The sequence below is a fragment of the Novosphingobium sp. BL-S-32 genome (genome assembly GCF_056857055.1).
On the sequence record NZ_CM166476.1, the window covers coordinates 1,295,427 to 1,309,155 of the forward strand.

A 13,729-nucleotide genomic window follows, 5' to 3' on the forward strand; every position below is an offset into this window, starting at 1 on the left:
AAACTAGCGGAAAATACGCAGCCAACCGCCCTCACATGAATCTTTTGTAACCTCGCCTCCACCGCCGATCCATGCCTACAAAGGCAAAAGGGCCGTGCGGTCCGGGATCCGCAGTCTGACAGTCGCACCCTCGTCAAAGCCCCCGGATCCCGGACCGCACCCCCGAAGAACTCTGTTGTATCGGGCCGCCAGTTCGCAGCCCGGCTCTTGCGAGAGAAACCGTGGCCGCACCTGTATTTTTCGATCCCACCGGCAATCGGCGCGTTCGCGTCCGTCGAATGGGCCTGTTCCTGATGCTGCTGGCGATTGCCGCCTCGGCCATTTTCGCGACCACGGTCGCCAGCGTGCCGGCTCCGCCGCCGCTGCCGATCGCCTATGAGCACGCGTCACCGCTGCCATTCCGCGCGCAGATCGGCCACCTTACCCGCAGCGCCCGCAAGTTCCTGTTCGGCCGCCCCGCCGCGCCGGCGCCCACGCCGGGCGCCAAGCCGATCACGGTCGGCTTCTACACGCCGTGGAACGACGACAGCGCCACCTCGCTCGAACGCCATATCGACCGGCTCGACTGGGTCGCCCCCGCCAACCTCTCGGTAGACGCCAATGGCGCGCTGAAGGTGGAGGACGATCCGCGCTTCGCCCATATCATGGCGACCGCCCTGCACCGCCCGCTGGTGGTGCCGGTGCTCCAGAACACGCTCGACGGCGAGTGGCAGGGCCCCAAGACCGCCGCGATGCTGGCCAACCCGGCCCAGCGCCGCGCGCTGGAAGCCCAGGTCGGCGCCTATCTCGACAAGACCAACGCCGCCGGCGTGATGGTCGACTTCGAAACCATTCCCACCAACGGCATCCCCGCCCTGCGCCAGTTCCTGGCCGAACTGCGCGCGCAGCAGACACCCAAGCACCGCCTGATCTCGGTCACCATGCCGATCGACAACCCGGACTGGTCGACCCGCGCTTTCGCGCAAGTGGCGGACCGTCTGGTGCTGATGGCCTATGACGAACACTGGCAGGGCGGCACCCCCGGCCCGATCGCGTCGAACCCGTGGTTCGTGCAGAAGCTGCAAGGCGCGCTGGCCGGCCTGCCGCGCGGCAAGGCGATCGTGGCGCTGGGCGAATATGCCTACGACTGGCACGACGGCAAGGCCGACAGCTCCACTGTCGAGGAAGCCTGGCTGGACGCGCACGACAGCGGCACCACCCCGCAGTACGACCCGATGAGCGGCAACGCCGGGTACTCCTACGTCGACGGCAGCCGCCACGACGTGTGGATGCTCGATGCCGCCGCCAGCTGGAACCAGATGCGCATCCTGTCGCGCCTGGGCGTGGGCGATATCGCCCTGTGGCGCCTGGGCTCCGAGGACCCGAGCTTCTGGACCGCCGTCAAGTCCTGGCGCGACGGCACCACGCCGAACCTCACGCACCTTGTGCAGGCCGCAAACGTCGACGTCGAGGGCCAGGGCGAGATCCTGTCGGTCACCGCTACCCCGCGCGACGGCAACCGCGACGTCATGTTCGACAAGACCACCGGCATGGTCTCCGCAGAGACCTACAAGGTCCTGCCCACGCCCTATGTCGTAAAGCGCACCGGCAATCTGAACAAGCAGGTCTCGCTGACCTTCGACGATGGTCCGGACCCGACGTGGACGCCCAAGATCCTCTCGATCCTGGAGAAGAACCACGTCCCCGGCACGTTCTTCATGATCGGCGAAAATGCGCTGGGCAACCGCGACCTCATCAAGCGCATCGCCGACGATGGTGACGAGATCGGCAACCACAGCTACACCCACCCGAACATGGCCGAAGAGGCCGCGACCGGGATCGGGCTGGAACTGAATGCCACCCAGCGCCTGATCGAGGCCACCACCGGCCGCTCGATCCGCCTGTTCCGCGCGCCCTATTTCGGAGACGCCGAGCCGACCACCGCCGACGAGCTGGAACCTGCCGTCGTCGCACAGCAGCACGGCTACACCGTGGTCGGTCTGCACGTGGATCCCGATGACTGGCAGCGCCCCGGCGTCCAGCACATCGTCGACAGCACCATCGAGCAGGTCGAATCCGCCAATCCGGATCGCTCCGAGAACGTGATCCTGTTGCACGACGGCGGCGGCGACCGTTCGCAGACCGTGGAAGCGCTGCCGATCATCATCCAGCGCCTGCGTCAGGACGGCTACACGTTCGTGCCGACCTCGACGCTGGCCGGGCTCACCCACGATCAGGTCATGCCCATGGTCGATGGTGTTGACCTTGCCGCCGTGCGCGCCGACGTCGCCCTGTTCGCCGTGCTGGCGGGCATTCTGGCCGGGCTGAACTGGACGTTCTTCTTCGCGATCTCGCTGGGCGTGCTGCGCTCGGTCAGCCTCGCGTCGCTGGCGACCATGCTGCGCCGCCCCGAACCGATGGCCGCGCCCGAGGACACCGGCGACCCGCTCGTCACCGTCATCGTGCCCGCCTACAATGAAGAGCGCGTGATCGAGGACTCGGTGCGCCGGGTGCTGGAAAGCGACTATCGTCACTTGCAGGTGATCGTGGCCGACGACGGTTCGAAGGACCGCACCAGCGCAATCATTGCCGAAGCATTCGCCGCCAATCCGCGCGTCGAACTGCTGACGCTGGTCAATGGCGGCAAGGCCGCCGCGCTGAACCGGGCCCTCAAGGAAGCGCGCGGCGCGATCATCGTGGCGCTCGATGCCGATACCCAGTTCGAGCCCGAGACGATCTCGCGCCTCGTCCGCTGGTTCGCCGATCCGCGCATCGGTGCCGTCGCCGGCAATGCCAAGGTGGGCAACCGCGTCAACCTGGTCACCCGCTGGCAGGCCGTGGAATACGTGACCGCGCAGAACCTGGAACGCCGCGCGCTGACCAAGCTCGATGCGATCATGGTCGTGCCCGGCGCGGTCGGTGCATGGCGCCGCGAAGCGCTGGACGATGTCGGCGGCTACCCCGAGGACACGCTGGCCGAGGATCAGGACCTGACCATCGCCATCCAGCGTAAGGGCTGGAAGGTCGCCTACGACGAAGAGGCCGTGGCCTGGACCGAGGCGCCGGAAAGCTTCAAGGCCCTGTCCAAGCAGCGCTTCCGCTGGTCGTTCGGTACGCTCCAGTGCCTGTGGAAGCATCGCGGCACGCTGCGCAAGGGCCGCCCGTCTGGCCTGGCTTTCATCGGCATGCCGCAGGCCTGGCTGTTCCAGATCGTGTTCGCAGTGATCTCGCCCGCGATCGACCTTGCCCTGCTGATCTCGATCGGCGGCACCGCGCTGCGCATCTCGCAGCATGGCTGGGCCCAGACGCAGACCGACGTGCTGCGCATGGGCATCTACTGGCTGGGCTTCACGATGATCGACCTTGCCTGTGGCTGGGTGGCCTATCGCCTGGACCCGAGGAAGGAACGCTTCCGCCCGCTGCTGCTGCTGGCCCAGCGCTTCATCTACCGCCAGCTGATGTACAGCGTGGTCATCCGCGCGGTGAGCGCGGCGATGGCCGGGATCGGCATTGGCTGGGGCAAGCTGGAACGCACCGGCCGCGTGAGCGCCGGACCGGCGGGAACCGCGCCGAAGTCGATCGGCCGCGAGACGCCGGAGGCCGAGCCGGAACTCGAAACGGCGGGGTGAATTGACGCTCTGATTGTGGCTCAATGCGGCGCCCTCGCGAAAGCGGGGGCGCCGTTGGCTTTTCCGGGGCGACCATAGATGCCAGGCGTCAGGTCTTCGTCATCCTGAACTTGTTTCAGGATCCATTTCGCGACCTATCCCGAAAGCTGGCGCAAAAGGTGCGGCGATTGCGAATTGCCGATCGAAGCATAGCGCAGGCGGCAAGATGGATCCTGAAACAAGTTCAGGATGACGGGTCATGCCGGCAGTGGAGTGAACGGCGGAAATCAGGGAGGTCTCTCAAGCCCCTTACACACCGATCATCCTGAACTTGTCGAAGAATGGAGGCCATGCGCCCCGCCCTCCGGGAGCTTCGACAGAATCAGCCTGAGCGGAGTTGGAAACGTGGCCCGAATTCGGATTGGAGAAGTCGCCGGAATCGGGGACAAACGGCCCCCGCGCGCCCCTCACCCCGCGCCGAGTATCAACCGCACTTCCAGCCCCTGCCCCGGCGCATCGGCCAGTTCCACGCGGCCGTCGTGCAGTTTGGCCACTGCCTCCACCAGCGCAAGGCCCAGCCCCGATCCGGCAACCGCACGCGTGGGGTCGAGCCTTCCGAAGCGCTGCAGGGCCGCCTCGCGCTGGGCTTCGGGAATACCCTGCCCATCATCGCGCACGCCCAGCACCACGCGCCCGTCGTGCCGCCGCGCGAACAGCGTGATCCAGTGCCCGCCCCGCGCGTATTTCACCGCATTGTCCACCAGATTGCCCAGCGCCTGCCCCATGAGTTCGCGGTGGAGCAACACGGCCAGCCCATCCGGCGCCTCGGCGCGGAGTACGAAGCCCTCGTCCTCCGCGTAAGGCTCGTAAAGTGCGGCAAGGTCTTCGAGGAACGGCGCCAACGCGGTCTGTTCGAAGCGCTCGCGGCCGATACCGGCTTCGGCGCGGCCGATCTGGAGCGCGGTGTTGAGGATCCGGGTCAGCGCATCGGCTTCGGCCAACGCGCGGCTCATTGCCGCTTCCGCTGCCGGATCGCGCGCCTCGATCGCCGCTTGTTCCAGCGCCGCGCGCAGCCGCGTCACCGGGGAGCGCAAGTCGTGCGCCAGCCCCTCCGCCACCACGCGCAGTTCGCCCACCAGCGTCTCGATGCGCGCCAGCATGACGTTGATCTCGCCCGCCAGCTCGTCGAAAGCATCGCCCGAACCGTCGAGCGCCACGCGCGCGTCGAGCGCGCCGCTGGCCACGTGGTGCGCGGTCTGCGCCATGTCGTGGACACGGCGGCCGACCAGCCGCGAGGTCAGCGCCGCCACCAGCATCGCCAGCGGCAGGGCCAGGAAAATGGCGGCAAGCAGCGCCTGCTCGAAACTGTGCTGGAGCCTGAGGTCGCGGCCGATGCCGGTGCCCGCCAGCAAGGTCGAGCCATCGGGAAAGCGCTGTTCGGCCAGCACCATCTGTTCGGGCTGAGGGTCGTCGTCACGATAGAGTTCGGTTTCGAACGTATCGCTACCCCGACCGGACTGGGGCGGCAGCGCGGCAAGATTGCCCGCCAGCCGCTGCCCGTCCGGCCCGGCCAGCAGCATGACCGGCGCGCGTTTGCCTTCGTTGCGCAGCCGGGTCTCGATCGTGGTACGCAGCGCTGCGGTGCCGCCATCAGCGTAGATGGCGACCAGATCGTCGCGCAAGTCCTCGACGATGGCGCGCTGATCGTCGCGCGCGCTCTGCTGGCTGGAAATCCACACGAACGCCAGCACCCCGCCGGTGGCGACGAGCTGGAAAATCACGACCGGCACGAACAGCCGGAAAGAGGTGGACCGCAACAGCCGCCGGACGCGCAGCTTCAAGCGGAAAGGCCCAGCCGGTATCCCGCCCCGCGCACAGTGTGGAGCAAAGGCTCCGCCCCATCCTCGTCAAGCTTGCGGCGCAAGCGGCTGACGTGGACATCGATCACATTGGTACCGGGATCGAAGTGATAGTCCCACACTGCCTCCAGCAGCATGGTGCGCGTCACCACTTCGTCGACATGACGCAGGAAATATTCGAGCAGGCGGAATTCGCGCGGCTGCAGGTCGATGGTCCGGGCCCCGCGCCGCACCTTGCGTGCCAGCAGGTCCATTTCGAGATCGCCGCACGTCAGCCGCGTTTCGACCGCGGGCTGGCTGACGCCGCGCTTCACCAGCAGGCGCACGCGGGCGAGCAGTTCGGCAAAGGCGAAAGGCTTGGCAAGGTAATCGTCCGCGCCTGAAGTGAGCCCGGCAACGCGATCGTCGGTCGATCCCAGCGCCGACAGCACGATCACCGGCGTCTCGATCTTCCCCGCGCGCAAGGCGCCCAGTACCGACATGCCGTCCATCTGCGGGATCATGCGGTCCAGCACGATGGCGTCATAGCTGCCGTCGCTGGCAAGGAACAGCGCATCGCGCCCGTTGTCCGCCCGGTCGACCACGAAGCCTTCCTCGGCGAAGCCCTTGATGACGTAAGTGGCGGTGGCCTCGTCATCTTCGACGACCAGCAGCTTGTGCCCCATCCCTTGCTTTTCCGCCTCCGCCTGCATGTCACCCCCCGGACACGTCATGGCGTTCGGGGTCGCTGCGGTTCACCGGCAAGCTCGATCCGGCGGACTTCGCCCTGGTGCACCACATCCAGATGCATAGGACGCTGGCCGCGCAGAGACAACTCCTCGGCCAGCGACTGGAGCGAACCGGGCTCGCGGCCGTCGGCTCGGGCGATGCGGTCGCCCACCGCAAGGCCCGCATGCTCGGCATAGCCGTTGGAGCGTACGGACGTCACCACCAGCCCCTGGCGGGCGCCGGGCAGGCGGTCTGCGGTAAAATCGAGAACCCGGCGCCAGGGTTCGGGCCGGACAGCGTTGTGAAAGGTCGCGACGCCCCGGTCGATCAGGCCGAAATGGCGCTGCGCCCAGAGATCGCCCCAGGTCAGCGCACCGGTCACCGCCAACAGCGCGCCCAGCATCGGCAGCAGGTCGAGGATGCGATTCTTCGCCTCGGGGTCACGCCGGAAACGGCGACGCGCGGCGCGCGCAGGGTCAGAGGCTTGGTCGGCGTCGGTCATCAGGCGGCATAATCCACGCCCCCGGCACGCATGGCCGGCGGCTTTCAGCACACCCTTGCCCATGATCATCGCAGTCCCCGCCGCGATTGTCACATTAAGGAAATTCCATGTTCGCTCCACCCTGCGGCAATCCGCGCGCGCGCATGCAGGCAGGATGACAAGCCGTGGTTTTCCCCAAGGTGAGGCCAAAAACGCGGCCAGAATCTGGGGTCGCAGAGTAGCCGTCGTCCTGATCGCCGTCCTCGTTGCGGCGGCACTCGGGGTGGCTGCGATCCTGACATGGTACGGCGCCTTCGACGCCAGCCCGTTCCGCGAAATCCCGGCGCGGGCCGTCGGGAATGGGGCCGAAACCAGTACAGGCAAAGGCTATGCCGCCGTGCTGGTGTCGGGCGACCTGGGCCCACGCGCCGGAATGGGCGCACCAGTGGCCGGTCTGCTGGCCGAACATGGCGTCGCCACGGTTTCGGTCAATTCGCTCAATTACTTCCGCGTGCGCCGCACGCCCGCCGATGTCTCCGCCCTGCTGGGCGAAGCGATCCGCCGCGCCATGGCGCTTGGCCATGTCGACAAGGTGGTCGTGCTCGGCCAGTCGTTCGGCGCGGACATGGTCCATGTCGGGCTGCAAGGCCTGCCGGCGGACTTGCGCCGCCACGTCTCGCTGGTGGTGCTGACGGTGCCGACGCGCACTGTGTTTCTGCGCGTCTCCCCGCTCGAATGGCTGGACCGCACCACGCCCGACGCCATGGCCATCGTCAGCGCCCGTGCGCTCGACTGGGTGCCCGTGGTCTGCATTCGCGGCCGCGAGGAGCCGGACAGCCTCTGCCCGCTGCTGCACCTGCCGCGCCTTACGCAAGTCGCCCTCCCGGGCGACCACTATCTCGAACACAATGCCGACCGGCTGTTCATGGCGATCCGCGACGCCTTGGCCGGCCATTTCCACACCGCTTTCCCGGAGCCTGCCCCATGATCCGCCGCGTCTTCAGCCGCGCCCGCCTGCTTGGCCCTCTGTTCCTTGGTATCGTCCTTGCCGCCGTGGCGCCTGCGGGCGCAGTGCCCACGATTGCCCAGCCGCTGAGCGTGAGTCCCTACGGACGCTGGCTCAATCCGGCGGGCGATGTCGAAGTCTCCGTCGCGCCTTGCGGTTCGCTGCTGTGCGGCACGGTCACATGGGTCGGCGGGCAGGCTCTGGCCGACGCATCCGATGCCGGCGTGCAGCACCTTGTCGGCACCCAATTGCTTCAGGGCTACCACCGCGAAGGCGCAGGAACCTGGCAGGGTGAAGTCTTCGTGCCCGACATGGGTGCGACATTCTTCTCGCGTATTCACCAGCCCGATCCCGGCCACCTGAAGATCAGTGGCTGCATCCTCCACGGCCTGCTCTGCAAGTCGCAGATATGGACCCGACGACCGTGACGACACCGCTGCACAGACGCCTCGCGCACCTGAAACCGCTGGCCGAAAGGCTGGCGGTTCCTGCGCAACTGGCGCTGGCGGCTTTGGTGCTGATCCTCGCCGGGCTCAGCCTGCGTCACATGGCGGCGACGTTCCATTTCCACGCCGTGCTGCGTGACGCCCGCGCGCTGCCGGTCTGGCGGCTGGCGCTGGCATTCGGCTTCACGGCGGCAAGTTACCTGCTGCTCACCATCTACGACGTGATGGCCCTGCGCGCGATCGGGCGGCCGCTGCCGTGGCGGAGCGCCGCGCTGGCTTCGTTCACCAGCTATACGCTGAGCCACAACCTTGGCTTCGGGATCATCACCGGCGCCGCGGCGCGCCTGCGCGTCTACGGCGCGAAAGGCCTCACCACCGGCGATGTCGCGCGCGTCACCGCCATTGCCGGGGTGACGTTCTGGGCTGGCGTGCTCGCCTCTGCGGCACTGGCCCTGCTGGTCCATCACCTGCCGCTGGTGATTTCCGGCCGAGTCCTGCCGCTGACCGCGCAGCATACCGCCGGCGCGGTGCTGCTGGTCGTGCTCACCGTGGCCGCGCTGACCGGCAAGCGCTGGCACCTTCCCGGCCCCGGCGGCATGGCCCGCATGACCGTGGTGGCACTCGCCGACATCGGCGCCGCCTGCGCCGCGCTTTTCGTGCTGCTGCCCGATGCCGCCCCGGCGCTCTACGCCCCGCTCCTGCTGGCCTATGTGCTGGCGATCGTCGTCGCGCTGGTGAGCCACGTGCCCGGCGGACTCGGCGTGTTCGAGGCGACCGTGGTGGCGCTCTGCCCGCAAGTTCCGGCGGGCGGGCTGCTGGCCGCGCTGCTGGTCTACCGCATTGTCTATTACCTCGTACCGCTCGCGCTCGCATTGGCGCTGCTGTTGCGCCACGAGCATGCGCGCTGGAAACGCCCGGCGGGCCTTGCCCTGAAAGCGGGCGAGACCATGATTACCGCGCTGGCCCCCCGCGTCATCGCGCTGGTCGTATTTCTCGGCGGCGGCGTGCTGCTGCTTTCAGGCGCGACGCCCGCCCTGCCCGAACGCATGGCGGCCATTCGCGGCGTGGTGCCGCTGCCCTTCGTCGAAGCCTCGCAGATCGCCGCCAGCCTTGTCGGCACGCTGCTGCTGATCCTTGCCCCCGCACTCTATCGCCGGCTCGACGCCGCGTTCCTGCTGACCCGTGCGCTGCTGCTGGCCGGCGCGGTGTTCTCGCTCGCGAAGGGGCTCGACTATGAGGAAGCGCTCACCCTGCTGGCGGTCGCCGGCGTGCTGCAACTGGCGCGCAAGGGCTTCTGGCGCCGCACCGCGCTCACCACCGACGTGATGAGCGTCAACTGGGTGCTCGCGATAGTGGCGACGATCACGCTGGTGATCGTCATCGGCTACTTCACCCAGACTTTCCCCGCCTATCGCGGCAGTCTCTGGTGGAAGTTCGCGTGGTCGGGCGATGCCTCGCGCTACATGCGGGCCAGTTTCGCGACGGCCGTTGCAACCGGCGCCTTCGTGGTGCTCGCGCTGCTGCGCCCCTCGCACCACTGGGCCCTGCCCGATGAGGCAGCAGTCGATGTCGACGCAGCGCTGCTCCACGCCACCCGCTCGGAATCGATGCTGGCACTGACCGGCGACAAGCTGTTTCTGGCGGGGCCCCATAGCCGCAGTCTGCTGATGTACCAGGTGCGCGGCCATTCGTGGATCGTCATGGGCGATCCGGTGGGCGAGAAGGCCGACTGGCCAGACCTGCTGTGGCGCCTGCGCGAGCGCGCCGACGCCAATCAGGGCCGCGTGCTGCTCTATCAGGTGACGCCGGACGTGCTGCCCATCGCCATCGACATGGGACTCCAGCTCATGAAATACGGCGAGGAAGCACGAGTGGACCTTGCCCACTTCAGCCTTGACGGACCCACCGCGCGGCCGCTGCGCCACGCCATGCGCCGGGTGGAGCGCGAAGGCGCGGAATTCGCCATCGTTCCCGCCGCGCGCGTGCCCGCGATCATGGCCGAGCTGCGCGCGGTCTCGGACGAGTGGCTCCACGCCAAGGGCCAGCGCGAGAAGTCCTTCAGCGTCGGCCGTTTCGACGAGGCCTATATCGCCCGCTGCGACGTGGCGGTCGTGCGGCGTGAAGGCGCTATCGTGGCCTTCGCCAATCTCTGGAAGACCGCCGGGCGCGAGGAGCTTTCGGTGGACCTCATGCGCCACCGCGCCGAAGTGCCCTATGGCTGCATGGACTTCCTGTTCACGCGCCTGATGCTGTGGGGGCGGCAGGAGGGCTATAGCTGGTTCAACCTCGGGCTCGCGCCGCTGTCCGGCATCGAGGCACGGCGACTGGCACCAACGTGGGCACGCGCGGCGGGCATGCTGTTCCGCCACGGCGCCGCGTTCTACGGCTTCGAGGGGCTGCGGAACTACAAGGAAAAGTTCGCTCCCGTGTGGGAGCCGCGCTTCATTGCCAGCCCCGGCGGCATCGCCCGAGGTCGCGCACTACTGGACCTTCAGGCCCTGATCGGCGACAGCCGCGGCGCGGCACGCCTGCGCGGATCGCAACGGCGCACGGCTTCGTGAGGGGGTATTCGATACTACTGAGTCCCGCCAGCCCGCTCATCGCCAACGGATAACGCCCCAGATTAGCAGGTGCAGTTGCTTTCCCCCACTCCGCTCATCCTGAGCCTGTCGAAGGATGGAGGCCTCCCGCCCCACCTCGGGGGCTTCGACAAGCTCAGCCTGAGCGGGATTGAAGGAATAGCTCGTGGGAAACCAGTGCAACGCGAAGAATCGCCTCAACAGCAGCACAGAACATCAAATCCGCTACGCAGACCCCCAAAAAACCCACGTCGCCCCCGCGAAGGCGGGGGCCCCGCTTCCTTGCAACTTCTCATCCCGCGCAACAGAAGCGGGATCCAGCCTCACCGAAATTAGAGAGACGGCTCGCATCGAGCCGGACGCCACCTCACCTCATAGCCTTCTCCACCCCGCCCCGCGCACAAGCGGTTGTCGCATGCCGCGACCTGCCGCTAAAGTCGCGCCCCAATCCCTTGTTTCGGGACCAAGAATGACCGTCATTGCCGCCCAACTCTACCACAAGGGCCGCCCCGCCGAGCCCGTATCACTCGAAAGCTGCCCACCGATGCGGCAGGAGGGGGACTTCGTCTGGATCGGCCTCTACGAGCCGACCGAGGCTGAACTGCGCTCCGTGCAGAAGACGTACGGCCTGCACCCGCTCGCCGTGGAAGACGCGCTCAAGGCGCACCAGTTGCCCAAAGTGGACGTTTACGGCGACCAGCTTTTCGTCGTCGCCCGCACCGCCCACCTGCTGAACGACGCCATCGCTTACGGCGAAACCTCGCTGTTCGTCGGCAAGCATCACGTGATCTCGGTCCGCCACGGCTCTGCACGCGCGCATACGGAGCTACGGGCCCAGCTCGAAGCCGCGCCGACGCTGCTATCGCACGGCGTGGACTATGTGCTCCACGCCATTCTCGACTTCATCGTCGACGGCTATTTGCCGATCGTCGAGACCATCGAGGAAGAAGTGCTGGAGATCGAACAGCAGGCGCTCGACGCCTTCCTCGACCGCGAGCAGGTCATGCGCCTGTTCGGATTGCGCCGCGAGCTGATCCGCTTCCAGCGCGTGCTCGGCCCGATGGGCGAAGTGTGCAGCAAGCTCGTCCACCTCGACATGCCGTTCCTCGACGCCGCAGTGAAGCCCTATTTCAGCGACGTGCTGGACCATGTGCGCCGCGTGGAATCGATGGTGGCAAACTTGCGCGAAGTGCTCACGTCGGTGTTCGAAGTCAGCCACCTGCTGGAATCGCAGCGGCAGAGCGAGATCACCCGCCAGCTTGCCGCCTGGGCCGCGATTCTCGCCGTGCCGACCGCGATTGCCGGGATCTACGGCATGAATTTCGAATTCATGCCCGAGCTGCACTTCCGCTACGGTTACTACGGCGTGCTGGGCGCGATCCTGCTGCTGTGCAGCATGCTCTATGCGTGGTTCCGCCATACGAAATGGCTCTAGGCACCGGCAAATTGCCGGGCACCCAGAGCCATCGGGGGACACGCATAAGAAACGCCCGGACCTGAACGCGGTTCCGGGCATCCGGCCCACATTCCTTAGCCTCGTCCCTGAAAAACCCTCTGGTCGTCGACGTCCCCCTTTTCGTCATTGCGAGCATAGCGAAGCAATCCAGAGCCGCTTGGCACACCCCTGGATTGCTTCGCTATGCTCGCAATGACGAAGGCTGGGGCACTCCGAAACGGAATGGCCGAACGGAATGGCCGAAACGGAATGGACCTCCTTCCGCCCCTTTCGCCCCCGCAAAACCCCTGCTTGGCCGCCTGTTAGAAATCCTCGCTCCATTATTGCAACTGGTTATCATTAGCTATAACGAGTTTCGCCAAGGAGTGAGTCATGCATGCAGTCGCCGGGCCGAGGGCGCTAAACCCGCGCAGATGCAGGCGTTTTGCGCCTGCCGTCACGCATGCCCGCTCCTTGACTGCCCCCGCCAGCCTGACCATCGGCGCTTTGCCGCGGGTTCCGCGCAGGCGCGCCGCCGCCTCGGCCGCCCATTTTCGCCTTGCCTTGCCGCGTATGACAGGTCATTCGCGCGAACGGTTTCGACTCACGCCGATGAATGGGCGCATCATTGGCGAGGACGAGGCGATCCTGTTCGGCCTGCGGACCAGATCACGGTCTGCGCGGCGACTTCATGCCCTGTAATGCAGGGTTAAACGCCCCAAGAAGACACCGCCGCCGACAGTATTTCCCGGACACAGCATTTTTTCCGAAGGATTCGATAGTAATGAGCGATAGCGCCGCCGATACGGCGACCCTGACCCCCACCGGCGCATTGACGGTTGAGGAAGTGCTGTCGGTCCATCACTGGAACGACCACCTCTTCAGCTTCAAGATCACCCGCCCCTCGACCTTCCGCTTCCGCTCGGGCGAGTTCATCATGATCGGCCTGCCGGGCGACAACGGCAAACCGCTGCTGCGCGCCTATTCGATCGCCAGCCCGGCCTATGCCGAGGAACTGGAGTTCCTCTCGATCAAGGTGCCGGACGGCCCGCTGACCTCGCGTCTGCAGCAGATCCAGCCGGGCGACCAGATCTACCTCGGCCGCAAGCCGGTGGGCACGCTCGTCGCCGACGCGCTGCGCCCGGGCAAGCGCCTGTTCCTGTTCTCGACCGGCACCGGCCTCGCGCCGTTCCTCAGTCTCGCCCGCGATCCGGACATCTACGAGCGTTTCGAGCAAATCCTGCTGGTCCACTCGGTCCGCCGCGTCAGCGATCTGGCCTTCCGCACCGAACTGGAAAGCCAGCTGGCCGACGATCCGCTGATCGCCGACGAGGCGTTGTTGCAGTTCCACTACCTGCCGACCGTCACGCGTGAGGACTTCCACACGCAGGGCCGCATCGGCAACTTGATCGAGGACGGCCGCCTGTTCATCCCGCAGCTTCGCGGCCCGGCCAAGCTCGATCCCGAGACCGACCGCATCATGCTCTGCGGCTCGATGGCGATGATCCGCGAGTTCGAGCACAGCCTTGAAGCCGCGGGCTTCGAGGAAGGTTCGAACAACAAGCCGGGCGACTTCGTGATCGAACGCGCGTTCGTTGATTGATCGGATCGACCGACCGAATACGAAA

The 13,729-nt window shown here is 66.8% G+C and carries 9 protein-coding genes; 6 read left to right on the forward strand and 3 right to left on the reverse strand.

The features are described from left to right. Positions 1–221 precede the first annotated feature (221 nt). Positions 222–3,608 carry a trifunctional glycoside hydrolase family 18/polysaccharide deacetylase/glycosyltransferase family 2 protein gene (locus AC1VVK_RS05975; protein WP_482904748.1) on the forward strand — a complete coding sequence of 1,129 codons (3,387 nt, stop codon included), beginning with the start codon at positions 222–224 and terminating at the stop codon, positions 3,606–3,608. Between the two features lie 446 nt (positions 3,609–4,054). Here the strand turns inward: AC1VVK_RS05975 and AC1VVK_RS05980 are convergent, their stop codons facing one another. Genes AC1VVK_RS05980 through AC1VVK_RS05990 form a run of 3 tightly spaced genes read right to left on the reverse strand, consistent with a single transcriptional unit; the run spans position 4,055 to position 6,725 of the window. Next, positions 4,055–5,428, reverse strand: coding sequence for a sensor histidine kinase (locus AC1VVK_RS05980; protein ID WP_482904749.1), 1,374 nt, complete (start codon positions 5,426–5,428; stop codon positions 4,055–4,057). Then, positions 5,425–6,111 (reverse strand): winged helix-turn-helix domain-containing protein, encoded by a 687-nt coding sequence (locus AC1VVK_RS05985; protein WP_482904750.1) that lies wholly within the window; start codon positions 6,109–6,111, stop codon positions 5,425–5,427. The genes AC1VVK_RS05980 and AC1VVK_RS05985 overlap by 4 nt, the downstream gene beginning before the upstream one ends. A 44-nt stretch (positions 6,112–6,155) precedes the next feature. Beyond that, positions 6,156–6,725 (reverse strand): PDZ domain-containing protein, encoded by a 570-nt coding sequence (locus AC1VVK_RS05990; protein ID WP_482904751.1) that lies wholly within the window; start codon positions 6,723–6,725, stop codon positions 6,156–6,158. An 85-nt stretch (positions 6,726–6,810) separates the two neighbouring features. Here AC1VVK_RS05990 and AC1VVK_RS05995 point away from each other — a divergent pair, with 85 nt between their 5' ends. The 5 genes from AC1VVK_RS05995 to AC1VVK_RS06015 all read left to right on the forward strand — a co-directional run bounded on the left by AC1VVK_RS05995 (position 6,811) and on the right by AC1VVK_RS06015 (position 13,704). Beyond that, a complete protein-coding gene (locus AC1VVK_RS05995) occupies positions 6,811–7,623 on the forward strand; it encodes an AcvB/VirJ family lysyl-phosphatidylglycerol hydrolase (protein WP_482904752.1) in 813 nt (270 codons plus the stop codon). Then, positions 7,620–8,069 carry a DUF2147 domain-containing protein gene (locus AC1VVK_RS06000; protein WP_482904753.1) on the forward strand — a complete coding sequence of 150 codons (450 nt, stop codon included), beginning with the start codon at positions 7,620–7,622 and terminating at the stop codon, positions 8,067–8,069. The genes AC1VVK_RS05995 and AC1VVK_RS06000 overlap by 4 nt, the downstream gene beginning before the upstream one ends. Continuing rightward, positions 8,051–10,648 (forward strand): bifunctional lysylphosphatidylglycerol flippase/synthetase MprF, encoded by a 2,598-nt coding sequence (gene mprF, locus AC1VVK_RS06005; RefSeq protein ID WP_482904754.1) that lies wholly within the window; start codon positions 8,051–8,053, stop codon positions 10,646–10,648. The genes AC1VVK_RS06000 and mprF overlap by 19 nt, the downstream gene beginning before the upstream one ends. Positions 10,649–11,135: 487 nt before the next feature. After that, on the forward strand, positions 11,136–12,101 hold the full coding sequence (corA, locus tag AC1VVK_RS06010) for a magnesium/cobalt transporter CorA (protein WP_132386953.1): 966 nt from the start codon (positions 11,136–11,138) through the stop codon (positions 12,099–12,101). A 784-nt stretch (positions 12,102–12,885) separates the two neighbouring features. Beyond that, positions 12,886–13,704 carry a ferredoxin--NADP reductase gene (locus tag AC1VVK_RS06015; RefSeq protein WP_132386955.1) on the forward strand — a complete coding sequence of 273 codons (819 nt, stop codon included), beginning with the start codon at positions 12,886–12,888 and terminating at the stop codon, positions 13,702–13,704. Positions 13,705–13,729: the final 25 nt, after the last annotated feature.

Excerpts from the sequence above, each read along its gene's own strand:
- AC1VVK_RS05985 (WP_482904750.1), bottom strand. The coding sequence starts at position 6,111 with ATGGGGCACAAGCTGCTGGTCGTCGAAGATGACGAGGCCACCGCCACT.
- AC1VVK_RS05990 (WP_482904751.1), bottom strand. The coding sequence starts at position 6,725 with ATGATCATGGGCAAGGGTGTGCTGAAAGCCGCCGGCCATGCGTGCCGG.
- AC1VVK_RS05995 (WP_482904752.1), top strand. The coding sequence starts at position 6,811 with ATGACAAGCCGTGGTTTTCCCCAAGGTGAGGCCAAAAACGCGGCCAGA.
- AC1VVK_RS06000 (WP_482904753.1), top strand. The coding sequence starts at position 7,620 with ATGATCCGCCGCGTCTTCAGCCGCGCCCGCCTGCTTGGCCCTCTGTTC.
- mprF (WP_482904754.1), top strand. The coding sequence starts at position 8,051 with ATGGACCCGACGACCGTGACGACACCGCTGCACAGACGCCTCGCGCAC.
- corA (WP_132386953.1), top strand. The coding sequence starts at position 11,136 with ATGACCGTCATTGCCGCCCAACTCTACCACAAGGGCCGCCCCGCCGAG.
- AC1VVK_RS06015 (WP_132386955.1), top strand. The coding sequence starts at position 12,886 with ATGAGCGATAGCGCCGCCGATACGGCGACCCTGACCCCCACCGGCGCA.